Annotated in this window: 28 protein-coding genes and 1 pseudogene; 17 read left to right on the top strand and 12 right to left on the bottom strand. The window is 62.1% G+C overall.

What is annotated here, in order from left to right; translation table 11 throughout:
• Positions 1 to 13: 13 nt before the first annotated feature.
• Positions 14 to 424, bottom strand: a complete 411-nt coding sequence (locus tag AC1RJY_RS18310) for a (R)-mandelonitrile lyase (protein WP_498602935.1) — start codon at positions 422 to 424, stop codon at positions 14 to 16.
• The gene (locus AC1RJY_RS18305) at positions 421 to 1,794 is read right to left on the bottom strand and encodes an MFS transporter (protein WP_498602934.1); all 1,374 of its coding nucleotides are present in this window, start codon (positions 1,792 to 1,794) and stop codon (positions 421 to 423) included. Before AC1RJY_RS18305 ends, AC1RJY_RS18310 begins: the two co-directional genes overlap by 4 nt.
• Before the next feature lie 127 nt (positions 1,795 to 1,921).
• Between AC1RJY_RS18305 and AC1RJY_RS18300 the strand changes: the two genes are divergently transcribed.
• Together AC1RJY_RS18300 and AC1RJY_RS18295 are read left to right on the top strand one after the other, a co-directional pair.
• The gene (locus AC1RJY_RS18300; protein WP_498602933.1) at positions 1,922 to 2,821 is read left to right on the top strand and encodes a helix-turn-helix transcriptional regulator; all 900 of its coding nucleotides are present in this window, start codon (positions 1,922 to 1,924) and stop codon (positions 2,819 to 2,821) included.
• Positions 2,822 to 2,858: 37 nt separating this feature from the next.
• Entirely contained in the window at positions 2,859 to 3,020 is a 162-nt protein-coding gene (locus AC1RJY_RS18295) for an SOS response-associated peptidase family protein (protein ID WP_498602932.1), read from the top strand.
• A gap of 69 nt (positions 3,021 to 3,089) precedes the next feature.
• On the opposite strand, the gene AC1RJY_RS18290 is transcribed toward AC1RJY_RS18295, so the two are convergent.
• The gene (locus tag AC1RJY_RS18290; protein WP_498602931.1) at positions 3,090 to 3,983 is read right to left on the bottom strand and encodes a LysR substrate-binding domain-containing protein; all 894 of its coding nucleotides are present in this window, start codon (positions 3,981 to 3,983) and stop codon (positions 3,090 to 3,092) included.
• Positions 3,984 to 4,057: 74 nt separating this feature from the next.
• Here AC1RJY_RS18290 and AC1RJY_RS18285 point away from each other — a divergent pair, with 74 nt between their 5' ends.
• The 9 genes from AC1RJY_RS18285 to AC1RJY_RS18245 all read left to right on the top strand — a co-directional run bounded on the left by AC1RJY_RS18285 (position 4,058) and on the right by AC1RJY_RS18245 (position 10,423).
• Entirely contained in the window at positions 4,058 to 4,723 is a 666-nt protein-coding gene (locus tag AC1RJY_RS18285) for an RraA family protein (protein WP_498602930.1), read from the top strand.
• Positions 4,723 to 5,388, top strand: a complete 666-nt coding sequence (locus AC1RJY_RS18280; RefSeq protein ID WP_498602929.1) for an RraA family protein — start codon at positions 4,723 to 4,725, stop codon at positions 5,386 to 5,388. The genes AC1RJY_RS18285 and AC1RJY_RS18280 overlap by 1 nt, the downstream gene beginning before the upstream one ends.
• Positions 5,385 to 5,975 carry an RraA family protein gene (locus AC1RJY_RS18275; protein ID WP_498602928.1) on the top strand — a complete coding sequence of 197 codons (591 nt, stop codon included), beginning with the start codon at positions 5,385 to 5,387 and terminating at the stop codon, positions 5,973 to 5,975. The genes AC1RJY_RS18280 and AC1RJY_RS18275 overlap by 4 nt, the downstream gene beginning before the upstream one ends.
• A gap of 12 nt (positions 5,976 to 5,987) precedes the next feature.
• Positions 5,988 to 7,145, top strand: a complete 1,158-nt coding sequence (locus AC1RJY_RS18270; RefSeq protein WP_498602927.1) for a pyridoxal phosphate-dependent aminotransferase — start codon at positions 5,988 to 5,990, stop codon at positions 7,143 to 7,145.
• Positions 7,142 to 7,447, top strand: coding sequence for a DNA-directed RNA polymerase subunit alpha C-terminal domain-containing protein (locus tag AC1RJY_RS18265; RefSeq protein WP_498602926.1), 306 nt, complete (start codon positions 7,142 to 7,144; stop codon positions 7,445 to 7,447). The genes AC1RJY_RS18270 and AC1RJY_RS18265 overlap by 4 nt, the downstream gene beginning before the upstream one ends.
• Before the next feature lie 15 nt (positions 7,448 to 7,462).
• Positions 7,463 to 8,293 (top strand): alpha/beta fold hydrolase, encoded by an 831-nt coding sequence (locus tag AC1RJY_RS18260; RefSeq protein ID WP_498602925.1) that lies wholly within the window; start codon positions 7,463 to 7,465, stop codon positions 8,291 to 8,293.
• Complete coding sequence (locus tag AC1RJY_RS18255) at positions 8,290 to 8,553, top strand: hypothetical protein (protein ID WP_400400100.1); 264 nt, start codon at positions 8,290 to 8,292, stop codon at positions 8,551 to 8,553. The genes AC1RJY_RS18260 and AC1RJY_RS18255 overlap by 4 nt, the downstream gene beginning before the upstream one ends.
• A gap of 83 nt (positions 8,554 to 8,636) precedes the next feature.
• A complete protein-coding gene (locus AC1RJY_RS18250) occupies positions 8,637 to 10,211 on the top strand; it encodes an amino acid permease (protein ID WP_498602924.1) in 1,575 nt (524 codons plus the stop codon).
• Positions 10,208 to 10,423, top strand: coding sequence for a hypothetical protein (locus AC1RJY_RS18245; RefSeq protein WP_498602923.1), 216 nt, complete (start codon positions 10,208 to 10,210; stop codon positions 10,421 to 10,423). The genes AC1RJY_RS18250 and AC1RJY_RS18245 overlap by 4 nt, the downstream gene beginning before the upstream one ends.
• A 34-nt stretch (positions 10,424 to 10,457) precedes the next feature.
• Here AC1RJY_RS18245 and AC1RJY_RS18240 read toward each other — a convergent pair.
• From AC1RJY_RS18240 to AC1RJY_RS18200, 9 genes and pseudogenes are all read right to left on the bottom strand, one after another.
• Positions 10,458 to 10,577, bottom strand: a pseudogene (locus AC1RJY_RS18240) (FCD domain-containing protein); the annotation flags it as partial.
• Positions 10,578 to 10,823: 246 nt separating this feature from the next.
• The gene (locus AC1RJY_RS18235) at positions 10,824 to 12,026 is read right to left on the bottom strand and encodes a glycerate kinase (protein WP_498602922.1); all 1,203 of its coding nucleotides are present in this window, start codon (positions 12,024 to 12,026) and stop codon (positions 10,824 to 10,826) included.
• Between the two features lies 1 nt (position 12,027).
• Positions 12,028 to 13,596, bottom strand: a complete 1,569-nt coding sequence (gene dctA / locus AC1RJY_RS18230) for a C4-dicarboxylate transporter DctA (RefSeq protein ID WP_498602921.1) — start codon at positions 13,594 to 13,596, stop codon at positions 12,028 to 12,030.
• A gap of 56 nt (positions 13,597 to 13,652) precedes the next feature.
• Entirely contained in the window at positions 13,653 to 14,750 is a 1,098-nt protein-coding gene (locus AC1RJY_RS18225) for a tartrate dehydrogenase (RefSeq protein WP_498602920.1), read from the bottom strand.
• 126 nt (positions 14,751 to 14,876) lie between these two features.
• Positions 14,877 to 15,800, bottom strand: coding sequence for a LysR family transcriptional regulator (locus AC1RJY_RS18220; RefSeq protein WP_498602919.1), 924 nt, complete (start codon positions 15,798 to 15,800; stop codon positions 14,877 to 14,879).
• Positions 15,801 to 16,234: 434 nt separating this feature from the next.
• Positions 16,235 to 16,360 carry a hypothetical protein gene (locus AC1RJY_RS18215; RefSeq protein ID WP_498602918.1) on the bottom strand — a complete coding sequence of 42 codons (126 nt, stop codon included), beginning with the start codon at positions 16,358 to 16,360 and terminating at the stop codon, positions 16,235 to 16,237.
• A 363-nt stretch (positions 16,361 to 16,723) separates the two neighbouring features.
• Positions 16,724 to 18,256, bottom strand: coding sequence for an SLC13 family permease (locus tag AC1RJY_RS18210; protein ID WP_498602917.1), 1,533 nt, complete (start codon positions 18,254 to 18,256; stop codon positions 16,724 to 16,726).
• 543 nt (positions 18,257 to 18,799) lie between these two features.
• Positions 18,800 to 19,507 carry an RraA family protein gene (locus tag AC1RJY_RS18205; protein WP_498602916.1) on the bottom strand — a complete coding sequence of 236 codons (708 nt, stop codon included), beginning with the start codon at positions 19,505 to 19,507 and terminating at the stop codon, positions 18,800 to 18,802.
• 48 nt (positions 19,508 to 19,555) lie between these two features.
• A complete protein-coding gene (locus AC1RJY_RS18200) occupies positions 19,556 to 20,179 on the bottom strand; it encodes a LysE family translocator (RefSeq protein ID WP_498602915.1) in 624 nt (207 codons plus the stop codon).
• Positions 20,180 to 20,304: 125 nt separating this feature from the next.
• On the opposite strand from AC1RJY_RS18200, the gene AC1RJY_RS18195 reads away from it, so the two are divergent.
• From AC1RJY_RS18195 to AC1RJY_RS18170, 6 genes are all read left to right on the top strand, one after another.
• Positions 20,305 to 20,757 carry an Lrp/AsnC family transcriptional regulator gene (locus tag AC1RJY_RS18195; protein WP_498602914.1) on the top strand — a complete coding sequence of 151 codons (453 nt, stop codon included), beginning with the start codon at positions 20,305 to 20,307 and terminating at the stop codon, positions 20,755 to 20,757.
• An 80-nt stretch (positions 20,758 to 20,837) separates the two neighbouring features.
• On the top strand, positions 20,838 to 21,314 hold the full coding sequence (gene rraA / locus AC1RJY_RS18190) for a ribonuclease E activity regulator RraA (protein WP_062065620.1): 477 nt from the start codon (positions 20,838 to 20,840) through the stop codon (positions 21,312 to 21,314).
• A complete protein-coding gene (locus tag AC1RJY_RS18185) occupies positions 21,304 to 22,086 on the top strand; it encodes a FadR/GntR family transcriptional regulator (RefSeq protein ID WP_498602913.1) in 783 nt (260 codons plus the stop codon). Before rraA ends, AC1RJY_RS18185 begins: the two co-directional genes overlap by 11 nt.
• A 292-nt stretch (positions 22,087 to 22,378) precedes the next feature.
• Positions 22,379 to 23,557 carry an ABC transporter substrate-binding protein gene (locus tag AC1RJY_RS18180; RefSeq protein ID WP_498602912.1) on the top strand — a complete coding sequence of 393 codons (1,179 nt, stop codon included), beginning with the start codon at positions 22,379 to 22,381 and terminating at the stop codon, positions 23,555 to 23,557.
• Between the two features lie 30 nt (positions 23,558 to 23,587).
• On the top strand, positions 23,588 to 25,360 hold the full coding sequence (locus tag AC1RJY_RS18175; protein ID WP_498602911.1) for an ABC transporter permease: 1,773 nt from the start codon (positions 23,588 to 23,590) through the stop codon (positions 25,358 to 25,360).
• Positions 25,353 to 26,483, top strand: a complete 1,131-nt coding sequence (locus AC1RJY_RS18170; protein WP_091328547.1) for an ABC transporter ATP-binding protein — start codon at positions 25,353 to 25,355, stop codon at positions 26,481 to 26,483. The genes AC1RJY_RS18175 and AC1RJY_RS18170 overlap by 8 nt, the downstream gene beginning before the upstream one ends.
• Positions 26,484 to 26,554 lie beyond the last annotated feature (71 nt).

Genomic DNA, 26,554 nt, shown 5'->3' with positions numbered 1-26,554 from the left:
GTCGTGTTTGTCGCTAGCGGTTCTGGGAGTTGGTGGCGGTCTGGTACTCGTCGGCCTGGACGGGTTCAAGCCAGGTAGCGCTTTCGCCGTTGAGGCTTTCAACCAAGGCGAGGTGGCACATCATGCTGTCCTGGGTCGCTCCATGCCAGTGTTCTTCACCGGGTGGGGTGTGGACGGTATCTCCGGGACGCATGATGATCACGGATCCGTCCCTGGTTCCCACCAAGCCGGTCCCTTGCGTGCAGTGCAGGGTTTGTCCAAGGGGATGGGAATGCCAGTTCGTGCGGGCACCGGGGGTGAAGTGGACCACTGCTGCAGTCAGTTGTGAAGGTGACTCCCCGGAGTAAAGCGGGCTGAGGTAGACGTCCCCGGTGAATCTCTCCTGCGGAGCTGTGACAGTCGGTGCTGGGTTGATTAGTTTCATGCTGTTCTCCTTTGCCTTTGGTGCAGTGTCAGGGACGCTGCGACGAGAATGACGAGGACGACTGCGGTCCAGCCGAGGCTGCTCCGCAGCCCGCTCATAAAATCTCCGGTGGCAAGCACGGCGCCAAAGACGGCGACGCCCAGTGAGCCGCCGACTTGCCGGGCGGTGTTGACGACGCCGCTGGCTGTACCGCCGCGTTCGGCGGGCACGTTGTCCATCACGATCGCGATGATCGGTGGAACGGTGAAGGAACCTCCGACCCCGACGGGCACCATGGCCAGGGCGACGATCAGTGCCGGTGAGTCTGAGGGGAGCACACACAGCCCGGTGAGTCCGATCGCCATGATGATCTGCCCGGCAGCGATCATGGCGACGTGGCCGTAGCGGACCATCAGCCGGGCCACCAGAGGGTTGAGCAGTGCGACAAGGGCGGTCATCGGCAGGAACAGCAGGCCGGTTTCCAGCGCAGAAGCTCCGCGCTGTTGTTGGAAGTAGAGGCTTTGCAGAAACACGACACCGTAGAACGCTGCCATGGTGACCAGCGCGATCACCAAGGTCGTGGAGACAGCGCGGGAGCTGAACAAGTCCAGGGGGATCATCGGTGTCCGGCCCTTGGCCTGGACGATCAGGAACAGCGTCAGCGAGACGGCAAAAACTGCGAACACGGTGAGTATTACCGGGTTTCCGTATCCGGCAGAGGCGCCCTCGATAATCCCGTAAGTGAGGCTGGCCAGGGCCACGACCGCGGTGACCTGCCCGGCCCAATCAAATGGAGACGGACGGCGGGGCGAGGCGGCAACGCGGGAGAGCACCAGGAGGGCTACAGCGCCGACAGGAAGGTTGACAAAGAAGATCATCCGCCAGTCGATCTGGGTGAGCAGCCCTCCGAGGACGGGTCCTGCCGCGGCAGCAACGGACCCGCCGAGGCCCCAGTACACGATGGCGCGGCCGCGTTGAGCAGCGTCCTGATAGGCCTCCCGGATCAGTGCCAGAGAGGACGGGGTGATCATTGCCGCTCCTATGCCTTGCAGGATACGGCTGATGATCAGAGCGGTGAGGGTGGGACTGAAAGCGCACGCGGCCGACGCGACCGTGAACAGGATCATTCCCATCCCGTAGGCGCGGCGGGCCCCTACCCGGTCGGAGAACGTGCCGGCGAACAGTTGCAGCGCGGAAAACATGAGCGTGTAGCCGGTGACGATCCACTGCAGGCCCGAGAGGCCTCCGCCGAGGTCGTCCCGGACCGCTGGAAGGGCCACATTCACGATTTGGGCGTCCAAGGCCACGACGAAAAATCCGAGCATGGCAACCGTCAGGGACGCCTTGGGCTTGGCCTCTGATGTGACGGCGGGCGGAGCCGGCAGTGACATGGGATCCTTTCAGATTCGGAGGGAATTTCTTCCAGCAAACCAGTCCCTTCATGTGCGCGGGAGTGTCTGCTGTACGGTGTACTGCCAGTTCCTGTTAGCCGGATTCCTCCGCACGTAGCCTTGAGCCATGGACAACAACAAAGACGTCCGCGAGTTCCTCATGACGCGGCGGGCCCGCATCACACCAGCCCAAGCCGGCCTCACCATTTTCAGCGGCACACGCCGGGTAACCGGGCTCAAACGGGAGGAAGTAGCGATGCTGACCGGCGTCAGCACTGAGTACTACGCCCGTCTGGAACGCGGAAACCTGCGCGGCGTTTCGGATTCGGTCCTGGACGCCCTGGCCCGTGCCCTGCAGCTGGACGAAGCCGAACGTTCCCACCTGCTGGATCTGGCCGAAGCCGCCACCCCAAGCAAACCTTCCGGCCAGCGAACACCACGGTCCGTGGTCCGTCCCAGCCTCGAACGGATCCTCGCTGGAATGACCGGCACACCCGCGTATGTCCGAAACGCCAAGATGGATATCGTGGCCGCCAACGACCTTTGTTTTGCCCTTTACACGGGCATTCTCAGCCCCGAGGCCCTGCCCCTGAATCTTGCCCGGTTCATGTTCCTCGATCCCCGCTCAAAGGACTTCTTCGTCGAATGGGAAACCATCGCAGATGATTTCGCCGCGGCACTCCGCGTTGATTCCGGCCGCCGCCCCCAGGACCGCGCCTTGAATGCCCTGATCGGGGACCTCGCCGCCGGAAGCACCGAATTTTCCGCCAGATGGGCGCGCCATAACGTGCGCTTCCACCGCTCAGCCCGCAAGACCATGAAAAACCCGCTCGTCGGAGATATCGAACTGACAGGAGACGCACTGGAGATCCCCGGTGAAGGCCTGACTCTGATCGCCTACACCGCCGAACTCGGCAGTCACGCAGAAGAGCAACTAGCCTTCCTGGCCAGCTGGAACGCCGCGGAAACAACGACAAGCAAGCCACTCCCGTCAACATCGTCGTCTGCGGTGGACCTGCAGGAATAACTACGGAACCGCCCGGTTTTGTGGGCAGAATGGGCTCATGTGCGGTAGATACGTGATGTCCAAAGCAACGAGCGATCTTCTGAGCCACTTCGAGGCCAAGGAAGTGGAAGGCAGCCCGCCGGGGCCGAGCTGGAACGTGGCCCCGACCCAGAACGTGCCGATCGTGGCCGAACGCTTGGGCAGGGTCCTGGGCGGGTAGCGTACCTACAACCTGGAGGCAACGGCGCGGCTGCAGGGGAGCCTGTCACTGCGCCGTTGCTTCAGCTCTTTAGCTGCCCTGTGCAATGTCCCGGGCGCACTGGATGAAATGCCGGGTGATGGCCTCAGAGGCCCCGTTGCGGATGACCAAGGACAGTTCCACCAGATCGACCCGCGCGGCGAGATCGCGGACAACGAAACCTTGTCCTGCCGGGCCAATGGATGAATTCGGTGCCAGGGTGACTCCCAGCCCGCAACCGACCATGGCGAGCTGGGAATGGATCGAGTTGGCGAAGTGCTTCGCCTGGGGGCTGAACCCAGCCTTCCGGCAGGCAGCGACCATTTCGTCATGATAGTCGGGGGAGATGGCACGCGGCAGCCAAACCCAAGCGTCATCCCGGAGCTCAGCGAGATCTACCGGAGTCTCTGATGCGGCAGCAGCATGCGTTTCGGGCAGAGCGACGACGAATCGGTCCCGGCGCAGCGGAACCGACGTGAGGCCTTTGTTCGCGCCGGCTTGGCGGATGATGGCTACATCGAGCTCGCGGCGAAGCAACCTGTCAGGGCCGTGATGGGTGTCGATCTCCGATACCTCCAGTTCCACGTCGGGCCAGTCACTGGTGAAACGGTTCAGCACCGCCGGCAGCAAACTGTTAAAAGCCGAGGTCACTGCCCCAATCCTCAAGGTACCGGCCATGCCCGATATTGCCCTGGCGGCGACATCCTGCGCCCGTTGGGAGGCCTGCACCAGCAGCCGGCATTCTTCGAGAAACAGCATTCCGGCGTCGGTGAGCAACACGGACCTGCTGGACCGGGTCAGCAGGCTGGTGCCCAGTTGCCGCTCCAGCTGCAATATGGCCTGGCTGAGGGGTGGCTGCGACATGGTGAGCCGCTCGGCAGCCCGACCGAAATGCAGCTCCTCCGCTACGGCAACAAAGTACCGGGCTTGACGTACTTCAATCATTGAGTCGCAAAACCTCTTCCACCTATAGCTAACCAGACCTTCACTATATCTATCTGAGACGTTCTACTGGAAGCATGACTTCCCAAACAACTCTCTTGGAGCACTACTCAGCGCTGGATTCAGCTGCTGTCTCCGATGCCCTCGACGCCCTGGGCCTGCCGCCAGGACAGGCTGGTTTCCTGCCCGTCTGGGGAAACCCGAAGATCGTCGGATTCGCTGTCACCGTTCAGCTGGAGCCTTACGTTCCGGGCCCTTCCGGTGCGCACATCGGCGCAACGGCAGTCTCGGCAGCCAATGACACCAACGTCATCGTCGTCGCCAATGACGGTCGCACCGACGTCTCCTGCTGGGGAGGGCTCCTCAGCCTCGGCGCAGCCCTGAACGGAGTCCGCGGCGTCGTCGCCGACGGCGCATCACGCGACGTTCACGAGGCCAGGGAGATGGGCTTCCCCGTCTTCGCCAAAGGCCGCATCCCGGCCACCGCCCGCGGCCGGCTCCAGCAACGCTCCACCGGCGAACCCGTCCAACTGGGCGAGGTGACCGTCACCCCCGGCGACCTTGTTCTCGCCGATGAAACCGGCGTCGTAGTTGTCCCCGCCACCCACATAAACGAGGTGCTCGAACGCGCCCAAGGCGTGGCCGCACGCGAGCAAGCAATCGCCGCCGACCTCAGGGCCGGCGTCGCACTTCACGAAGCCATGCGCGACGCGCGCCTGGCAGGAACCACAGAGGAACACTGATGAACACCACCACAGAAACGTCCGTCATCGAGCGCCTGGCAGCGCTGCCCACAGCCTCCATCTCCGATGCCATGGACGCCCTCGGCCTGCACGGGACCCTGCACGGATTGTCTCCGCTGACCTATGACTTCCGCGCCACTGGTCCGGCTTTCACTGTCCAGTACGCACCGGCAGGCGAAACCCGCGGAAGCGTCGGAGACTTCCTGGACGACGTACCAGCCGGATCAGTCATTGTCATCGACAATGAAGGACGCACCGATGTCACCGTCTGGGGCGGCATCATGACCGAGGTCGCCGCCGAACGCGGCATCGCCGGAACCGTCATCAATGGCGTCTGCCGGGACATCTCCACGTCGCTGCAGCAGAACTACCCGCTGTTCAGCCGCGGTAAGTTCATGCGCACCGGCAAGGACCGTGTCCAGCTCGTCGCCGTACAGACCGAGGTGACCATCAACGATGTCACCATCTCACCTGCGGACATCATCTGCGCCGACGCGGACGGGGCGCTCTCTGTTCCCAGCGCCCGCGCTGAAGAGGTCGCCGACCTGGCCGAAAAGATTGAAGAAACCGAAACCCGGATTGTCGCCTCAGTCAAGGCCGGTGCCTCCCTGGTCCAGGCCCGCAAAGACCTCGGCTACCACGACCTCCAGTGGGGTAAAAAATGACCAATGCAGCCCGCGGACACTCCTCCGCCACCCTTTATGAAGCCTCCAAACTGCCCTGTGCCTGCGATCCCGGCCTCAAACCGGCCTGGCCCGGAGCCAAGGTCACCGGACCGGCGTTCACCGTCCGAGGCGTCGGCGGCGACAACCTCGCCCTGCACCACGCAGTCCTGAACGCACCGGCCGGCAGCGTCCTCGTTGTCGACATGCAGGGCGCCGAACACGGCCACTGGGGCGAAATCCTCGCCGCCGCAGCCCAGCATCGCGGCATCGCCGGACTGGTCATCGACGGCGGCGTCCGCGACGTCGACGAAATGGCGGAGATGGACTTCCCGGTCTTCTCCCGCAGCGTCGCCGTGGTGGGAACCGCAAAGGACTACGCAGGGGACTTCTCCTCCCCTGTCCGCGTGGGCGGCCTGACCGTCCGCGCCGGTGACCTCGTGGTCGGGGACTCCGACGGAGTTGTCGTCCTGCCCCGGGATGCCGTCGACGCAGTCCTGGACAAGGCCGACCAGCGCGTCGCAGACGAGCAGCGCTTCCTCGGCGAAATCCGCGAAGGCAAAACCACCCTCGAGATCTACTCCCTCTAGACGGAAGAACACATGACAGTCACGTCCCCTCCACAGTTGGGCGCTCCCGAACGGATCGCCGCCTCAAGCCGCCGCCCCGCTACCCTCGGCGCGGCAGCACCGGGCACCATCTCACTCGCCATGGGGGAGCCCGACGCCGGCACCCCCACCGCGATTGTCGACAGTGCCGTCCGTTCCCTCGTTAGGGGACGGACCCGGTACTCGCCCATGACCGGAGCACCGGAACTGCGGGAGGTGCTCGCGCGGAAGATCTCTGCCGGGCACCCCCGCCCCACCACAGCCGGCGAGGTGGTACTCACGCATGGTGGCAGTGCGGGGCTTGCCGCGGCCATGCTGGCCCTGGTCCAGCCAGGGGAACGTGTGCTGATCCCGGAACCGACCTACTCCCTCTACGCCGACCACGCCGCCATGGTCGGAGCGGAAGTGGTCTGGATTCCAGCCCTCCCGGACGGTTCCCTTGACCTAGAGACCCTCCGCCAAGAAGCCGCGACGGCCCGAATGATCATCCTGTGCAACCCAGGCAACCCCACCGGGCGTGTCTACCCGGCCGCTGATCTGGTCGGGGTCGGAGAGATCCTGGCAGATCACCCGGACCTGCTACTGCTCTCCGACGAAGCGTACGGCAGCATTGTCTTCGACGAGCTTCCGTTTGTTTCAGCCTTGGACTTGGCGGAGGTTTCCGCCCAGGTGGTCTACTGCAGCACCCTGTCCAAGACTTATGCCATGACCGGGTGGCGGCTCGGTTTTGTTGTGGCTCCTGTTTCCCTGGCCAACAAAATCAACCTGATCCACCGCACCATCAACGGACCGTTGAACACCTTCGTTCAAGATGCTGCCCTGACAGCCTTGGAAACACCGGACGAGGACCTCCAGACCCTGACGGCCTCCTACCAGGAGCGACGCGACATGGTGTTCAAGGCTCTGAACGGAATTCCCGGCGTCGAAATCCTCTCGCCCCAAGGTGCCTTCTACGCGTTTCCCCGCATCACGACGACGTTGGGGTCGGACGAAATGGTGGCCCGGTTTGCCGAAGCCGGTGTCCTGGTGCGTTCGGGAAGCGAATTCGGGCCCTCCGGAGAAGGACATGTGAGGCTCTCCTTTGCCACAGACGCGGCGAGCCTGGATGAAGGTCTTCGCCGCTTCGCTGCAGCTGTCCGGGACTTCCCATGACAGGCAACACCGGGCTGACCACCCTCGTATCAGGCCTCGGGTTGCCGTCACGGGCCGAAAACGCCCTGGTCCGCCACGGGATACGGACCGTCGAAGTGCTGACCACCTGGTCCCGCAACGAGCTGTTGACCCAAGTGGTCGGTCTTGGCGACGGATCCTTGGATCTCATCGAAGCCGTCCTCGCGCACATGGGCCGCCGCTTGGCCGCCGATGACGCCGGTCGCCGGTACCACCGGTCGCAGGTGGGCACCAACCAACGACACATCAAGAACCACCACGCCTGGGCTGTCCCTGCCCTTTGAGCCCCACCATCCTGAATGGAGAATTCCTTGCCTGGCCTGACCAAGCTTGAGCCTTTCACCCTTCCGCTCGACCTCGACGGCGTCCGGGTCGAAGTTGCCGGCATGTACCGCGCCGGTACCGGCATCCCTGTCGTCTTCCTCCATGGCTTCGGCTCCACTAAAGAGGACTATGCCGACGTGATCCAGCAGGCAGAGCTAGCCGACCGCCCGATCCTGGCCTACGACGCCCCCGGGTGCGGCGCAACCTCCTGCTCGGACCTGAACGCCATCTCCGTGCACTTTCTTGTCACCGTCGCGAAAGAAGTCCTAGCCTCCCAAGGCATCGAGCGCTTCCATCTGGTAGGTCACTCCATGGGCGGTTTGACGGCCCTGCTGCTTGCAGACCAAGAGCCAGCCCGCGTTGTCAGCTTCGCGGACATTGAGGGAAATGTGGCCCCGGAGGACTGCTTCCTGAGCCGGCAAATCGTCAGCCACTCTTATCCCGACCCGGAGGGATTCTTCAAGGATTTCCAAGACCGTGTGTGGAAGTCCCGGTTCTACTCCAGCAGCCTCTACGCCGCGAGCCTTCCCCACAAGGTCAGGCCAGGCGCCGTCCGGCCAATCTTCGAATCCATGGTGGAACTGTCCGACCATGGCAACCTCATGGATCGCTTCCTGGCCCTGCCGTTTCCCCGCATGTACATGTACGGCGTTCAGAACAACACCCTGAGCTATCTGCCACTGCTGGCCGAAAAGGGCATCGAACTGGCCGAAATCCTGCGCAGCGGACACTTTCCCATGTACTCGAACGCCACCGAAATGTGGGACCGCCTCACAGCGTTCTTCCTCAGCAGCGAGCAGGCATGAAACGACGGGACACGCCCCAATTCATCCGGTACGACGATTGGACGGCCCTGATCGGCGGACACGTACAAATCCGCAAGCCCGGGGAACCCGTTCACTCCGGGATCGTGGACCACGCCATGGCCGATTCATCCACGCTCTGGCTAAGAAGCAACGGGGTCCAGCCCCGTCGGGCCTTCGTTCGCAAGGAAGGCTACGAGGTCTGGATCAGTCCCCGCGACCTGCAGTTCCGCCCGAACCCCGTGGCCAACGCCAGCATCTAGCCCTTGGGGCCACCAGCCCGGGGCTCCGGGCAGTCTATTGTCAGCCGCACGACGACGTGCGGTTCGTTCCCATGGAGAAAAATATGCATACACCCGCACACGACCCCGCGGATGAACTGGAAAACGAACGCGAGCGGACCGGCGATGTTGCCTCAGCCGTCCGGGACTTCGCCAGTGAAGAACACGGCTATCACAAGTCACTGAAGCCGCGACAGATCCAAATGATTGCCATCGGCGGAGCCATTGGTACCGGTCTGTTTATGGGAGCCGGCGCCCGCCTCAACGGAAGCGGGCCGGCACTGGTACTGGTATATGCCGTCTGCGGATTCTTCGGCTTCCTGATCCTCCGGGCTTTGGGAGAGCTGGTCCTGCACCGGCCATCGTCCGGCTCGTTCGTTTCCTACGCCCGGGAGTTCTACGGTGAAAAGATGGCCTACGCGGCCGGTTGGCTCTACTTCCTGAACTGGGCCATGACCTCCATCGTCGATGTCACCGCGGCGGCCCTGTACCTGAAATTCTGGGCACCCTATTGGCCGCCGTTGCAGGAAGCGCCCCAGTGGCTATTGGCCCTGATCGCCCTGGTGGTAGTGCTGTCCCTGAACCTGGTTTCGGTGAAGCTTTTCGGTGAGATGGAGTTCTGGTTCGCACTGGTCAAGGTCATTGCCTTGGTCACCTTCCTCGTCGTCGGCGTCGTCTTCCTCCTCAGCGGTGCCGCCACCGATGTCGGCCCTACAGGTTTGGTCCTGTTCGCAGACAACGGCGGGTTCTTCCCGAACGGCGGCATCGCGCCGCTCCTGGCCGCCAGCGGGGTCATCTTCGCCTACGCCGGCATCGAGCTGATCGGCACGGCCGCCGGTGAAACCAAGGAACCAGCCAAAGTCATGCCCAGGGCGATCAACAGTGTCGTCTTCCGGATCGCCGTGTTCTACGTCGGGTCCATCCTGCTGCTTTCCCTGCTTTTGCCGTTCACTGCTTACAAGGGCGGTGAGTCACCGTTTGTCACGTTCTTCTCGCACCTCGGCGACCCGCAAGCGGGTGCAACGGCCGCATCCATCATGAACTTCGTGGTGCTGACCTCGGCCCTGTCCAGCTTGAACGCAGGCCTCTACTCCACCGGCCGAATCCTGCGATCCATGGCCGTCAATGGATCCGCGCCACGATTCTCGGGCCGGATGAACAGCAAAGGTGTTCCGTACGGCGGCATCCTGTTCACCACGGTGGTGGCCCTGCTTGGCATCGGACTCAACGCCCTCGTACCATCACAAGCCTTCGAGATCGTCCTGGAGATCTCAGCGCTCGGAATCATCGGCTGCTGGGGCACCATCATCCTGTGCCAGATGAAACTGCACAGGCTCTCGCGGTCCGGCCTGATTACGCGCCCAGCCTTCCGTTTGTTCGGCGCACCGTATACCTCTTACCTGACTTTGGTGTTCCTGGTGTTTGTGCTCGTCTCCATGGGCTTTTCCGACACTGGCCGCTGGGTTCTGGCCTCGTTGCTGGTGCTGATTCCGCTGTTGATCGGTGGGTGGTTTGCTGCTCGTGAGGGAATAGCTGCCGCGGCCAAGGAACGCGAAGGCTACACCGGGAACCTTCCCGTGCTGGCTAACCGTCCAGCGATTGATCAGGGCCGGGCACCAGCGGGAAACAGTACGTCATGACACCGCGCTATCCAGGAGCCGCCGCCCTTCCCTCCCTCGTTCTGACGGGCCATCACGCTCCTGTCAGCGGGTGGTGGCGGCCCGACGGCGAAACAGTCCCGTTCCGCTACGTACAGAAGGGTGACCTCATGCCGGGGGTTCGGGGGAGCAGCGTCTGCTGGAAACTGGAGTTGCAGACCAGTGAGGCTTCCTCACAGCATCCCCTTGGCTAGTGTTCTGGGGTGGTTCTATTGCCGCCGCCTCTGCTCAGGCCAGGATCCCGATTCTTAGCTGGCGCTGCCGCAAGAAAGCGTAGAAATCCGAGAGTGCCGGGTTGCCCGCTGAGCTGACGATCGTGTTGTGAAACTCCGTATCCAGCTCAATGAACCTCCCTGGATCGAAGGCAGGCGGTCACTGCTGGTCGATGAGGCCTTGGAGACATCCAGGGTGGCCTGATCGAAGTGCCCGCGAGCGTCAACGACCCAGCAGCATCCAAGCCGGCCTCCACCACCGCGAGGGTGTATTCGAAGCTGGAGATGGCCGGGCCGAAAGTGGCCACAATTTTCGGCCTTCTCATGGGCCTGCCTTGTGTTATTTTTGCGTGGATTCCGGGTACAGAAACGCCCGCTCTCCTTATCCCCGGGCGGGTACTGCGCCGGCAGTATGTGAAGTCAGTTGCAGGAGGCTTGTTCCTATGTCTCTGCCGATCTGTCGGAGCAACGTGGCGGAGAGGTGGGGGTCTTTGGAGGAGTCCTGGTCGGTGTATTCGGTCAAGGTATAAACCTTGGACAGGGCCATTTCGGACCATCGCTCCTTGGGAAGCAGTGAGCGGCCGGCGACAGCGATGACGGGACGGGCGCCCGAGCGTCGTGCAACGGCGGCGGGCAGTTTCCCGGCCAGTGTCTGCTCGTCGATGCTGCCTTCGCCAGTGATCACCACATCGCAGCTGTCTTTGCGGGTGTTGAAGTCCAGCAGGTCCAGGAAGTAGTCGGCTCCGGATACTTGTTTGGCGCCGAGCAGCAGGCATGCGTAGCCGATGCCGCCGGCGCTTCCGGCGCCTTCGTGTGCTGCTAAGGACTTCGCGTCGGCGAATCCGGATGCTGCCATTTGGTTCACGAAGTTGCCCAAATTGTCATCGAGGAATGCGACGTCCTCGGCTGTGGCCCCCTTTTGTGGGGCGAAGACCGCCGGTGCGCCGTTGGGGCCGCGGAGAGGGTTGTGGACGTCGCTCGCGACGACAAGTTCGGTCTCTTGCAGTTTCTGGAGCGCTGTGCGGTGAACGGAATGGACCTGTCCCAACGCTGCTCCTCTGCCGTAGAGTGGGCGCCCTTCGGAATCGTGGAAGCTGTAGCCCAGGGCGGTGAGCATTCCCATGCCGCCGTCGGTGCTGGCACTGCCGCCCAGTGCCAGCACGATCCGTGCAGGGCTGAGGCTAAGCGCGAACAGGACCGCTTCACCGAATCCGCGGCTGGAGGAGTTCAGAGCCTCCAGTTTGCCTTCGGGCAGCAGTCCGAGTCCGCAGGTGTTGGCCACCTCGACGACGGCTGTGGTGCCGTCGAACGCGATGCTGGCCTGTACGGGTTGGCCGGTGGGTCCGGCAACGTTGTAGCTGTGGCGGGTGAAGCCGGAGGTGACGGCGGCGTCGACGCTGCCGTCACCTCCGTCCGCCAAGGGAAGCAGTTCGCACTGAACCGCTCCGACCGTGCCTGGGGCGTCGGCGGCGGAGCGAAGCCCTGTTGCCAGGGCCTGCGCTACTTCGCTGGCTGTGAGGCTGCCTTTGAACTTATCGGGGGCGATCAGGGTCCGCACGGTTGTGGGGGCGGTAGTTGTGCTCATGTCAGACGGTTTCCGAATAGGTGGGGCGTCGGTCAGTTGTCGATACGAGATCCGGGGCCGGTTCTGCGTGCTTGGCAGTGGCTTCCTTAGGTCCATGGTGTCCGTACTCGGTTAAGTCGTCATCGATATCGGTGACTTCGTCCAGGTGGATGGGGTCCTCGGAGGGCATGGGCTCCACGGTTTCGCCGGCGAAGACGCGGCGGGCGCGGTCTGCGTCCAGGGTGCGGTCCCACCAAGCGATGAAGAGAGTGGCCACAGCGTTGCCGGTGAAGTTCACCAGGGCTCGGCATTCGGACATGAACTTGTCAATGCCGAAGATGAGCATGATGCCGGCGGCGGGGATGGTGCCGAGGGTGGTGAGGGTGGCGGTGAGGGCGATGAAGCCGCCGCCGGCAACGCCGGCTGCTCCCTTGGAGGTCAGGAGCATGACGGCGAGGAGGCCCAGCTGCTCGCCGATGGTCAGGTCGGTGTTGGTGGCCTGGGCGATGTAGAGGGCAGCCAGGGAGAGGTAGATCGCTGCGCCGTCGAGGTTGAAGCTGTAGCCGGTGGGGACGACAAGGCCCACGGTTTCCTTCTTGACGCCGGCGTGCTCGAGCTTGCGCATCAGGCCCGGGAGGGCGGGTTCGGCGGTGGAGGTGCCCAGGATGAGCATGTACTCCTCTTTGAGGTGGCGGATCATCGTGAAGATGTTCAGCTTCAAGAAGAGCATGATGGAGCCGAGCACGATCACCACGAAGAGGATGGAGGTGATGTAGAACAGGGCGATGAGCCCGCCCATGCTGGTCAGTGACGAGACGCCGAACTTGCCGACCGCATATGCCATGGCACCGAAGGCTCCGATGGGGGCGGCCTTCATGATGAAGCTCAGGATTTTGAACATGACCCCGGTGAGGCGCTGCACACCGTCCAGGACGGGGGCGCCGACCTTGCCCATGGCGTTCAGGGCGATCCCGAAGATGACGGCGATGAAGATGATCTGCAGGATGTTGCCCTCAACGAAGGGGGAGACCATGCTTTCCGGGATGATGTGAGTGAGGAACTGCCACCATTCGTGGTTCGCCCCGGCGTCGATCAGCTTCGCAGCCGACTCGGAGGTCTCGATGCTGCCCGCATCGGCGTTGACGCCGTCGCCCAGCCGGAAGATGTTGATGGCCACCAGGCCAAAGACCATGGCCAGGATGGTGCCGACCTGGAAGTAGGTCAGGGCTTTCAGGCCCGTCATGCCGACTTTCTTGAGGTCCGCGACGCTGGCGATGCCACCCACGATGGTCAGGAAAACGATGGGGCCGATGAGCATCTTCATCGCGTCCACGAAGGTGGTTCCGATGGGTTCCATGGCGATGCCGACACCTGGAGCGAGCCAGCCGACGAGAATGCCGACGACGATGGCGGTCAGTACCCAGAAATACAGTTGGCGGTACAAAGGTGTCTTGCGGGCCGCTTTATGTGTTGTAGCCGCGCTGCCGGCGGTGGTGCTGTGATCCATGATTCCTACCTCGTTGTGGAATGTAGCTGGAAAGTTCATGATGAAGGTGGGCATGACGGAGTCGGCGGCGGGAAATTGCTGCACCGCCGCCCACTCCTGGCAGTTGCTGCTACCGGGATTGTCCCGGCAGGTTTTCTGGGTTAGACGGTAGCCAGGGTGCTGGTCAGTGCCTTGATGATCGCTTCGGTGACGTCGTCGGTGATGGCGTTCCCGCCGACGTCGCGGGTGAGGTGACCGGAACCGGTGGCAGCTTCGATGGCTGCTTCAACCTTGCGTGCTTCTTCGTGCAGGCCGAAGTGGTCCAGCATCAGTGCGGCGGAGGCGATGGCGCCGATCGGGTTGCTGATGCCCTGCCCGGCGATGTCCGGAGCGGAACCGTGGACCGGTTCAAACATGGAGGGGAAGCGGCGCTCCGGGTTCAGGTTGGCGCTGGCTGCCAGGCCGAGGCTGCCGGCAAGGGCCGAGCCCAGATCCGAGAGGATGTCGGCGTTCAGGTTGGAGGCAACGACGACCGACAGGTCCTCGGGCTTGAGGATGAACTTGGCGCTCATCGCGTCCACGAGGACGCTTTCGGTCTGCACGTCCGGGTAGTCCAGGGCCACGCGGTTGAACACTTCGTCCCACAGGACCATGCCGTACTGCTGGGCGTTGGACTTGGTGACGGAGGAAACCTTTTTCACGGTGCGGGTCCGGGCCAGGTCGAAGGCGAAGCGCATGATGCGCTCACAGCCCTTCTCGGTAAACAGCGCAGTCTGCAGTGCCACCTCGTTGCCGGGGCCGCGGCCGCTCAGGTTCCGGCCACCGAGGCCCGCGTACTCGCCTTCGCTGTTTTCGCGGACAACGACCCAGTCGAGCTCAGTGTCATCTGCCTTGCGCAGCGGGGACTGGACGCCGGGGAGGAACTTCACGGGACGGATGTTGGCCCACTGGTCGAAGTTCTGGGTGATTTTCAGACGCAGGCCCCAGAGGCTGATGTGGTCAGGGACGTTCTCCCAGCCGACGGCGCCGAAGTAGATGGCATCGAAGTTCTTCAGGGTCTCCAGGCCATCGTCGGCCATCATTTTGCCGGTTTCTGCGTAGTAACCGCAGCCCCAGGGGAATTCGGTCCAGTCGAAGGCGAACTTGCCGTTGGAGTTCGCTGCCAGGGCGTCCAGGACGCGGCGGCCTGCGGATACAACTTCCTTGCCCACACCGTCTGCGGGGATGGCTGCGATGCTGAATTTTTGGGTGGCGCTCATGTGCGTCCCTCCTCGTTGAGTATTTAGCAGTGAGCCTGTTAGCGGGGTCACACTGTTCTTCCTCTTCAAGTAGACGGCCTGCTCCTTTGCGGCGTCCAAGACTAAGATTCGATACGGCAAATAGGCTTAGCCTATCGTTGTGGCTTGCTCGGCGCTTTCCGGGGCCGTAGAGGCGTGAAGTTTTGCCACTGCCAGGAAGGCCGAGGCAGCGGGCGTGAGGTCTTCTTTCCGGCTGAGGACCGCAACATCCAGGTGGGAGACGGGTTCGATGAGCAGAGTTCTGAGTCCTGATTTTTCGGCCAGCGGTGCCCACGATGAAGGCATTACGGCGTGGCCTACGCCCGCGAGAACGAGCGGCAGGATGGAGGTCCGGTGAGCGACTTCAGCAACAATCTCGGTGTCGACGCCGTGGGCCAGCGCGTCGTCAACGAGCCAGCGCATCAGGGATCCTCGTTGGCTCGCGATCAGCCGGTGGCCGCCCAAGTCTTCCCGTTGGATGGACGTTCCGGGGTGGAAGGTGTCGGCCTGAGGGTTGACGATGAGAATCAAGGGCTGGCGTTCCAGTTCAAGGACCTGGACGCCGGGCACCCGGATTGGTGTTGGGGAGCCGGCTAAGCCGATCTCCGTGCTGCCTGAACGGACGGAGTTAATGACTTCTTCCGGGGTGAAGGCGGCACTGACATTGAGCCGGACCGAAGGGTGCAGCCGGGTGAAGCCGGCGATCATGGACGTCAGAGGCTCAATGCCGGGGGAGGGCATCGAAATGATGTCCAGCCGCCCACTTCGGATCCCACGAAGTGCCTGGACTGCCGAGGCCGCCGCATCAAGATCACGCATGACCAGTCTGGCTGGCCCCACGAGTTCCTTGCCCGCTTCGCTGAGGACGGCGCGGCGGCCGATACGGTGGAACAGAGGGACGCCCAGGTCCTTCTCCAGACTCGCAATCGTTTGCGAGAGCGAGGGTTGGGCGATCAGCAAATGCTCGGCAGCGCGATTAAAGCCTTCGTGATCCACCACTGCCAAAAAGTACTTCAGCTTTCGCGTATCCATGCAGCTCCTTAGCGCGTTTTCTACCTTTGGTGTTGCACAGCAACGCCTTGGAGCCCACTCCGGGACGACAGGCGAGCGTAAATAGCCTACGCCTATCAGCCGGGTGGCTTCTAGGGTTTGGACGCTCTCCCAAGCAGTGGCTGATGGAACGATATGGTAGCCAATTCAAGGAGCCGCCAGTGGCCCGAAGGCTGAGTCGGCCCACCCGCTGGGCATCATGGGTAGGGATCCACGTAAGAGAACTGTACGCGTACGGCCGCGCCAAAACCTGAAGCAAGAAGGACCCGGTGCTCTGCGTCTGCTGTGACAACGAGGGCGATGCCAAGTGGTCCGGGGCCGCCCGGACGTCCGCACGGAGGGGCATGGGCGGTAAGGGGATCAGCCTTGACCAGCGTGGGGCTGCCCGGCATGAGCTAACGGCGGCAGAGTTGCCTCTAATGGTCTGTGTCCAGGAATGTGGTGTATCCCTCGACCCGGTCCAACAGTCGACGCCCTGCGCCGCTGTCCTGCAACAGCCACAAGTACCGCCCGTCGTCTGAGATGTCGTCTACCTGTCCCATGATCCTTCGTTTTTATCAAGGTCAATGCTCAAGTGACCGGCAAGAGTGTCCGATGTGCCGTTTCCCTTGCGGGAAAGAAAGGAAACGCCCGGCGCGGGCTCCGACTTTCGGATGCGTGTTGCGGTTCCGCTGCCCGCGCCGGGAAAACTATTGTTTCAAGGGTGCCTACTGGAGGGTCCTCTCCTTGGAGCAGGCTGAAGCTCATTGCGGGTTCCTGCCCCTTCCGTCGCATCCCCGTCTATCGGCCGAGGCGGGCGGGTGACGGTAAGCGCTCATGATTTATGGGACAACTTGCGGGAGAACCGGCCAGATCCACAGCCTGCCCCGTGAGGTGGCTGCGGATCTGGCCCGTTAAGTTCTGGCTTATCTGCCGATGCCCGTGATACCGACCATGATCGGGACGATGCTGATGATGAGGATTGCGCCGAGAATATCGAAGGTGAAACCGGTGCGGACCATGCGGGTGATAGGAACGGCGCCGGATCCGTAGACGATGGCGTTCTGCGGTGTTGAGACCGGCAGCATGAACCCGAAGGATGCTGCGAACGTGGCCGCCAGGGCGGGGACCAGGGGGTCTACTCCCATGGCAACGCACAACGGGATGACGATGGGAACAACGACGGCCGCAGATGCGGTGTTGCTGGTGGTTTCCGAAATGAGGATTGCCAGGATTGCCGCGAATGCGGTGATCGCTACGATGTTGGTGACGCCGAGGTTAGCCGCGGCAGCGTTCCCGATCGTTTGGGCGAGGCCGGTGGCCGAAAGGAGGGCGCCGAAGATGATGCCCGTACCGAAAAGGATGATTGTTCCCCAGTCGATCTTGGCGGCGTCGGACCAATTCATGGTTGCGCGGCGTTCTTTCCAGTTGGTCGGAAGGATAAAGAGCAGGGATGCGCCGATCACGGCAACGATGCCTTCGTCCAGCCGATCGTCAAGGAACGCATAGAGATCGGAGTCCGGACCGGTGATGAGGCTTGCGATCGCCGGGAGGAGCCACAGCGTGACGGTCAGGCCGAAGGCGAGGAGCGTGTTGATTTCGGCCCGGGACATCTTTCCCTGCTCGGCCTTCTGCTCCCGGATGAATTTGTCCACGCCTTCAATGCGGCGGATTTCCGGTTTGTTCAAAAGGAACATAATGAGCGCCAGCACGACGAACATTGCTGCGCAGACTGGGGCCACTGTGGCTGTCCATTGGACGAAGGAGATTTTGGTACCGGTTGCTTCCTCGATAAGTCCGCGGCCGATGAGATTCGGGGGTGCTCCGACTGGTGTCAGGAGACCCCCTACGCTGGCGCCGTAGGCGAGCATCAGCATCAGGGCTGCTCCCACGCGGAGGCGCAGCGGGTCGAAGTCTGCCTTGACGACTCCGCGGTCCTGCATCAATTTCGCGATGACGGCCAGGATGCCCAGAGCGGTGGGCATCAACATGGCAACGGTGGCTGTGTTTGAGACGAACGCGGACAGGACGCAGGTGATTGCGCCGAAAGCGATGATGACACGGTAGGTGGATTTGGCGACACCGGGAATGGCCAAAACGGCGAAGGCCAGGCGTTGGGCTATGCCGTGTTTGAGCATGGCTGCAGCGAGTATGAAGGCGCCGATGAAGGTAAAAATGGTTGTCGAGCCAAAGGGTCGCAGCACCTCATTTGCAGGTGCCACACCGAGCAGGACGACGGCAGCTACACCGATGAGCCCGCCCACCGGGATGGGTACCGGTTCGCAGATCCACAGGATAATGACGCCGAGCAAGACAGCGGCAAGCAGTTGCTGGGTGTGATCCATCCCTGTGGGGAGGAGCGCGAAGATAATGGATACTGCCGGTGCCAGAAAGAATCCGAGTGTTTGTCGGACTTTCTCGAACTTTTCTTCCCTCGGAGTCAGCTTCTGTTCACTCAAGCTCCGGAACGTCTTACCGCCCAGTAAAGCTGCTCGAACATCAGTCCGTAGAGGTGACGGCCCGGCTTCGGAGGATGCCGTTAGCTTGCTGGACATCGTCGTCCTTTCGTCGTGGGGCTCAACCCACTGTGCATCCGTGACCCGAATCACGTCCAAGACTAATTCCCTACTGAACTGATAGGAAAAACCAATCTCAGCCCCACTGTGATCCTTCGACAGCGTCGCCTCACTGCGGCCAAGCCTGGGTGCTGCACCACTCCACTGCCAAATGCCCGATCGACGAAGAAGATCGCACGAGTTTCGGACTGCGAGTCCGGCGGATGACTCGTCCTCCTGGTTCTGGGGAGAAAACGCCACGAGTTCATGGTAGGAAGCAACCCTTTTGGCAGGCACCCTCGCATGTTTGGGAAGGCCGATACCGAACCATATGTCAATCTTGTAGGTTCGTTTGGGCCAAGACTGCGGCTCAGATGTATCGCGCACCTGCGTGATTCACACGCAACTTTCCTGCCGGACTAAGGCTGCGCCGACGGCCTAGGCAGCTTACTCCTCGATCTCGCCGCCGAAGGTACGGAGGTGTTGCCGGAATGTCATGCTGGGGTCGTTGTTCCGGGCGGCCTGGTATTCGGTGAGCCGGGCTTGGTTCCTGAAGGGTGTGCCCATGAGCATGCGGGCCGCTTGAGTTCGTTCCGTGTCGCGGATGGTTGTGGCTGTGTCGGCGATCTCTTGGGCGCGGTTGAGGGGGATGAAGAGGACGCCGTCGTCGTCTCCGAGTACGAAGTCATCAGGGGAGACGGTGTACGGACCGCTTCTTGCCGTGCGGAGGGCCGCGGGATCACGGGGGTCAAGGCGTTGAGGCCCGACGGGGAGGGCCCCTTGGCTGAAGACGGGGAGCCGGATGGTCCTGAGTTCGGAGGTGTCGCGGTGCAATCCCCAGATGACGATGCCGGCCATACCGGCGCGGCTTGCTTCGAGGGTGACAAGGTCGCCGACACACGCCTCATCCTGCCTGCCTTCGTTGTCCACTACCAGGACATCGCCTGCGGAAGCTCGATCGATGGCCTCCAGGAAGACGTCAACGCTGCCGGTGTGGCGGGCGGGTGTGACGCGGCCTACAAGGTGGGTTCCGGTCCAGAGCGGGGTGGTGCCGGTTGGTGCACAGCGGACGTCGATCCCGAGGCGCATGCAGGCATCGGCCACGTGCGGGGTGGTGAGGTCCAGATAGGTGCGGTGAAGCTGTTCCGATTCCAAGGCTATGGTCTCCGTTTTCTCGTATTGGTGGGTGGTTGCCGGAAGGGTTTAGGGGCTCCAGTGCAGGACTTGTTCGATGAGCAGGAACATTCCGATCAGGATCATCGCGGCCCCCGATATGCGGGTGACCCAACGGGCTGCGCTGGGTCGGGTCCTCAGCACGGCGCGTGCTCCGGTTCCCACGCAGATGTAGATGACCGCGCAGCTTGCTACGTGGATCAGTCCAAGGACAATGATTTGGGCCCACATCGGCCAGGCGTTGCTGGGGCTGGTGAACTGGGGGAGGAGTGCCAGGAACAGGAGGAAGACTTTGGGGTTCAGGCCGCTGATCCCGGCGCCCTTGATGGCCTGGCGGGCCCAGCTGCCATCGATGCTTTCGCCGGCTTGCGGGACGGATGGGTTCCTGAGCATTCCCAGTCCGAGCCACACCAGGTAAGCGGACCCGGCAACAGTGAGAGCGCTCAATACCAAGGGAGATCCTGCAAGCAGCGCCCCGACCCCCGCTGCCACAATGAGGGTGGCGGCGAGGTGCCCGGTCAGCAGTCCCGCAACAGCGGGAATGACGGTCCGGTGACGGAGGCCTGCTGAGATCGCGTAGGCCCAGTCTGCTCCGGGTGTCACCACGAACAGGAAAGAGACCGCCCAAAACGCGGCCATGGTCCCAAACGGCATCCGTACTCCTTTGGTGCAAAGAATCCCGTGTGTCCGGGACGTCACAAAGAAGTTTACGGAAGTAAGACTGGAATGTGCTTCTAAGTTCTTTGGCTTGAAAGACCAAAACAGCGATAATTTTCTTTATGGACAAGGTTGATAGGAAGATTCTTGCTGAGCTGCAGTTGGATGGTCGGCTGTCCCTGACGGATTTGGCTGAGCGCGTGGGTTTGAGCCTTTCCCCGTGCCACCGAAGGTTGCGTGCTTTGGAGGAGTCGCAAGCCATTAGCGGATACCGTGCGCAGTTGGATGCAGGGGCCCTTGGCCTGACGTTTGAAGCACTCGTGTTCGTGACCATGCGAGACGGGGATCGAGCTACGGTGGCGGCCTTCGAAGAAGCTGTCGCCGAGATCCGTCACGTACTGAGGGCGCAACGTCTCTTCGGGGACCCTGACTATTTGCTACAAGTCGTCGCAAAGGACGTACGGGAATTCCAGGGGCTCTACGACGAGCAACTCTCGGCCCTGCCGGGAGTGCAGCGGCTCAGCTCCACTCTGGTCATGAAGAACGTCGTGGAGAACCAGCCGCTACCACTGTGACTCCTAAGTTTTCGTCTTTATGTGGTCGACCAGTTAGTGATCGCGGAGTACCATGGCCGTAAGACTTGAAGGGATTATCCATGACTGCACCATCCGTCAACACAGCCGACCTTTACGATGAGCTTGGTGAGGACATTCAGTCCGTCGCCATTCAGTTCCAATCGCTGGGCGCCAGAACCCACTTCAGCGGACCGGCCCGAACGGTCCGTTGTTTCGAAGACAATGCGCTGCTCAAATCTGTCGTATCAGGACCCGGCGAAGGCGCCGTCTTGGTGGTCGACGGGGGCGGCTCGCTCTCTCGGGCGCTCATGGGCGATATGATCGCCGAGATCGCCGTTTCGAATGGCTGGTCCGGAGTGATCATCAATGGAGCAATCCGCGATCGTGAAGCGATTTCCAGCCTTCCTCTCGGTGTGAAAGCATTAGGCAGCAACCCAAGAAAAAGTACCAAAACCGGTGCAGGTGAAACTGACGTCGAGCTGACGCTTGCTGGCGTCATCATCAAGCCGGGCGCCATGGTGTACTGCGATCCAGATGGAGTTCTCGTTGAGCGCTGACCCAGCCGTTGCCGAGCCGACACCTCGCGCCACCCGCCGTAAGCGGGCGGCGCCCTCAGTTACCGGGCTAAAGCCCGTCAGTGTGGTGCATGCCGAGCCGGCTTCGTCCGAAGTGGCCAAGGCTCTACTGGATTACATCTTTTCGGGGCAAGTGGCGCCTGGGGAAAAGTTGCCGTCGGAGCGTCAACTCAGCGAGTCCTTTGGTGTGGGGCGTTCCGTTGTCCGCGAAGGGATCAAGTCACTGGGCCTTCTGGGGCTGGTGGAATTCCGGCATGGTGGGGGAACATTCCTTCGGAACGCCAATTCGGAGCTCCTCCCCAGGGTAATCGAGTGGGGGCTGATGCTCGGCGAGCGACGAACGTCGGACCTCGTGGAGGCCCGCCAGCACATTGAGCGCGTTACTGCGGGTCTGGCAGCGACTCGAAGGACGGATGCGGACCTCAAGCGCATCAAGAAGGCGCTTGACGCCATGGGGGTTGCCAGCACGACTGAGGACTTCGTCTCCGCTGACGTAGACTTCCACCTCGCCGTCGCCGACGCCTCGGGTAACACGGTCCTGGCGAACATGCTCAAGAATATTGCAGCGCTTTTGCGTGTGTGGATCCATCGCGTGATGGATGCTGAAACGTCTTTCGACGGTTCGCACGCGGAGCACACGCCCGTGTACGAGGCGATCCTTGCTGGAGACGCCGAGGGGGCTTCGGGCTCGATGGCCGAGCACATGGATGCCGCCAGCGGCCGCCTCATGGCCACTCTGAAGTCTGCTGAGTAGCCGACACAGCGACACCGACCGAGCGGGGAAGCACATATGCTTCCCCGCTTTTTTGTGCCCAAACCCACGTTTCGGCATTACAGCCGACGAATCAAGCAAAGTGGTTGACTGGCCGACCACTTTTGCCGCATGCTTGGTGTGCGAGGCAAATTCAATCAGAACTTCCCGCAACAAAGTGGTTGACTGGCCGACCACTTAGCCTCATGATTATGTGAGCAGCCTCACTGGCTGAGCATCACCAGTCACGGGGAACCAATCACTACCAGCCGTGCAGCCTCAAGGGAGAGAAGCAATGACTGAATTCAAGAAGGCCCTGCCTACCGGGCCCCGTCGCCGTACGGTCATGACCGTCGGCGCAACAGCAGCGATCGCCGCCGTGATGGGCCTGACCGCCTGCGGTGGAGGGTCCGAAACGGCACAGACGCCGGCCCCGGAGAACTCCATCGCCGTAGGCCAGTACCCGGATTACTACCCGGCCGATTACAAGGACCTGGTGGCAGCAGCCGAGAAAGAGGGCGGCGAGCTGACCATTTACTCCAACACGGACCAGGAGAACTGGGATCCGATTCTGCGGGACTTCAAGAAGAAGTACCCCTTCGTCACCAAGATCGCGGCGAACAACCTGGACAGCGACGAAGTCTTCCAGAAAGCACTGAGCGAGAAGGCTACCAACGCCTCCAGCGCCGATATCTTCGTCTCCAACGCCGCCGGCGCCTGGGCAGACTTCGCCGCACGTGACGGCATGTTGGCCAAGTACACCTCGCCTGAGCTGGCCAAAGTCCCCGAATTTGCTTCCCTCCTTCCGGGGGTGGTGGCGATGTCCGCGGACCCGCAGACCATCGCCTTCAACACCTCGCTCCTTACTGAGAAGCCCGAGAGCCTGGAGGGCCTGGCCACACAGATCAAGGCAAAGCCTGCGGACTTCACGAACATGATTGGCGTCCGGGATACTACCGGCGCCTTCGGGTTCACCATGTTTTACAACCTGACCGAGGCCAAGCCGAAGTCATGGGAGTCCATCGAGACCATCCTTTCTGCCTCCCGACCGGAAACGTCCTCGGGTACCTTGTCTGAAAAGGTCCTCGCAGGCGAGTACAAGGCCGGGGTTCTGGTCACCGCAGCTCCGGCGTTCCCGGTGGTGAAGAACAGCAACGGCTTGTTCGACATCGCCCTTCCGAAGGACGGCACGGTGGTTATCCCTCGTGGGCTTGGCATTTCCGCTGACGCGCCCCACCCGGCAACCGCCAAGCTCTTCCAGGACTTCGTCATCTCCCAGGAAGGACAGCAGGCTGTTCTTGAAGGCGGTTTGTCCTCCTACCGCGATGGCGTGAAGTCGGTCCAGTTCGCCCTCACCTACCAGGACGTCGTGTCCAAGGTCGGCGAAGAGAACGTGATCATGGCCCCGTACGAGTCGGTCCCCGCGGACAAGGTGGAGGCATTCACCGACCGCTGGCAGAGCCTCCTCAAGTAACCCGCTGTGCAAGGATCTGGAACCAAGACCATGAAAACACTCCCCGAAGTCGCCGAGGTGCCGACGCAGACGCCGGCGCGAACTGAATTCCCGGCACCGAAGTATCGCAGGATTCTCGGTGCGGACCGCAGCCAGTTGCTCTACTGGGCGACGATTGTCATTCTCGCGCTCCTTGTCCTTGCACCTGTGGTCCCCACGCTGTACCAGTCGGTGATGGACCGTCCTCTGTACGAGGAGGGCGGTCTGTTCACCACAGAGAACTTCACCAGACTCTTCACTGAAGGCGGCTTCGGCCAGGTTGCACTGAACACACTGATGTTCGCAGTCCTGACAACCGTTATGACACTGCTGATCGCAGTGCCGATGGCCATCGTCGTCGTTCGAACCAATATCCCCGGCCGAAAATTCTTCGGAACCGCGATGCAGTGGCCGTTCTTCATCTCATCCTTGATCCTCGGGTTCGGCTGGATCACTATGTACGGCCCGGCCGGCTTCGCCAGTGTCCAGGTCAAGCGCGTCCTGGGTTTCCTCCCATGGGATCTCTACACGATCCCGGGAATGGCGATCACTGAAGCGGTGGCCTTGGCTCCAATAGCCTACGTTTTCTGCGCCAATGCCCTGCGTAACTCCGACGCTTCGCTCGAAGGAGCGGCACAAACCGTAGGCGCCGGACCCTTCAGGATCCTCTGGTCAGTCATCATTCCGATGCTTCGCCCGCCCATGGTCTACAGCTCGGTCCTGGTGTTCAGCATGTCCATCGAAACCCTGTCCATCCCGTTGCTTTACGGACAGCCGGTCGGCATCACCGTCTTCGCGACGTTCCTCTACAAGAACGGGCTCCAGTCCATCGACCCGGACTACGGCATCCTGGGCGCCGCGTCGGTCATCATCCTGCTCGTGACCATCCTCCTTGTCGCAGTGCAGGCCAAGCTCCTCAAGGACGCCAAGCGGTTCGTCTCCGTGCGCGGCAAGGCAACCCGGCCGCGTCTGCTGGACCTGGGCTGGATCAAGTGGCTCTCGGTCGCCTTCATCTCCGTCTACGTCGTCGTCGGCGCCCTGGTTCCGATCCTGGGTTTGGTGATGCGCTCCTTCACCAAGGTCTTCACGCCCCTGCAGAACCCCTTGCAGTCCCTCACCATGGGAAACTACCAGCGCATCTTCGAGTTCCCCGTTTACCTGGCCTCCATCCGCAACAGCCTGATCGTCGCCGGCGTCGGGGCCGTTCTGGTCAGCGTCCTGGCCGTAGTGGCGGTGGTGGTCGCCAAGCGGTCCACGTTCCGGTACCGCAAGGTCATCGAGTATCTGGCCCTGGCCCCGCAAGCCATGCCCGGCCTGATCATCGGTATTGGCCTCTTCTGGGCGTTCTCGTTCCTGCCGTTCAACATGGGGTCCTTCGTCCAAGGCACCATCTGGGCGATCATCATCGGCTTCGGCCTCCGCGCCCTACCCAGTGCCTTCGGTTCCATCTCCCCGGCCGTCATGCAAATCGGTGAAGAACTGGACAACGCAGCCCGCGTCAATGGAGCGGACTGGATGCGCATGTTCATCCGCGTCCTGGCCAAGCTCCTCACCCCCGCCTTCGTCGCCGCCATGGTGCTGACCTTCGTGGTCATGATGAAGGAATACTCCCCGGCGATCTTCCTTGGATCTGCCGACACGAACATCATTGGTACCACGATGCTCGAGCTCTGGGTCCAGGGCAACACCGGATCAGTGGCCGCCCTGGCCACCATTCAAATCGCTATCACTGCAGCCTTCGTCGGCATCGCCGGCCTGCTCATGAAAGGTAAGAAAGATGCCTGACGTCGTAGTCAAGAATCTCCGCAAAGACTTCGGAGGCATCACTGTCCTCCACGAAGTGAGCTTCACCATCAAGGACGGGGAGTTCTTCACCCTCCTTGGCCCCTCAGGCTGTGGCAAGTCCACTACTTTGTCTTGCCTGGCAGGCTTGGAACAACCCACGTCGGGATCCATCGCCGTTGGTACCACCGTCCTGGTGGACGATTCCTCCAACAAGTTCGTTCCACCGGAAGAGCGCAACCTGGGCATGGTGTTCCAGTCCTACGCGCTCTGGCCGCACATGACGCTGGCTGAGAACCTGGCGATGCCGCTGAACATCCGCAAGGTCCCCAAGGCTGAGCAGAAGACCCTGATCCACGACGCGTTGGACAAAGTGGGCTTGGCGCATCTGGCGCAGAGGTACCCTCACCAGCTTTCCGGTGGCCAGCAGCAACGCGTGGCCCTGGCCCGGGCTCTTGTCTACTCACCCAAGGTCCTGCTCCTGGACGAACCCTTGTCAAACCTCGACGCCAAGCTGCGCGAGCAAGCCCGGGTCTGGCTCAAACGCCTCCAGTCAGAGCTCGGCATTACCACCGTTTACGTCACCCATGACCAGGAAGAGGCCCTGGCCATGAGTGACCGCATCGCGGTCATGTCCAATGGCAACATGCTTCAGGTCGCCCCGCCCGAGGAAATCTACGAACGTCCCGCCACCGCCGAGGTCGCCGCCTTCATCGGCCGCTCCAACTTCCTCGACGGCACCATTACCTCAACCATCGGGGACCGGGCAGTGGTCCGGCTTGAAGACACCGGCGAAACGGTCACCGCCGTCCTGACCGGCGAAATGCACGACGGCGACTCGGTCACCGTGGCGTTCCGCCCGGAGAAGGCCTCCCTCGCACCGGTGGAAGAATCCGTACCGTCCGGTCATGTGGGGCTTCCCGTAGAAATCCTCACGACGTCGTACGTCGGTTCCCGCTATGAGTACGAGCTTCGCTACGGTGCACGCACCTTGGCCGTAGACAGCAAGAGCAACACTTATCGGGGCGACTTGATGCTGATCGTTCCCATTGAGGCCTTGCGTCTCTACCCCCGCGCCAATGTGGTCTCAGCCGACGCCGCCGAACTCATGGCAGTCATTCACTAGTTCCTGGTCCGTCAACGAGACCTGGTTATAAAGAAAAGGAAATACCGTGACTACATCCAAGCAGTACCGAT

The sequence above is a fragment of the Arthrobacter sp. GW822-FHT05G07 genome (genome assembly GCF_058799755.1).
The sequence above is the reverse complement of the archived record's forward strand: the minus strand, read 5'-3'. Positions and strand labels throughout refer to the sequence as shown.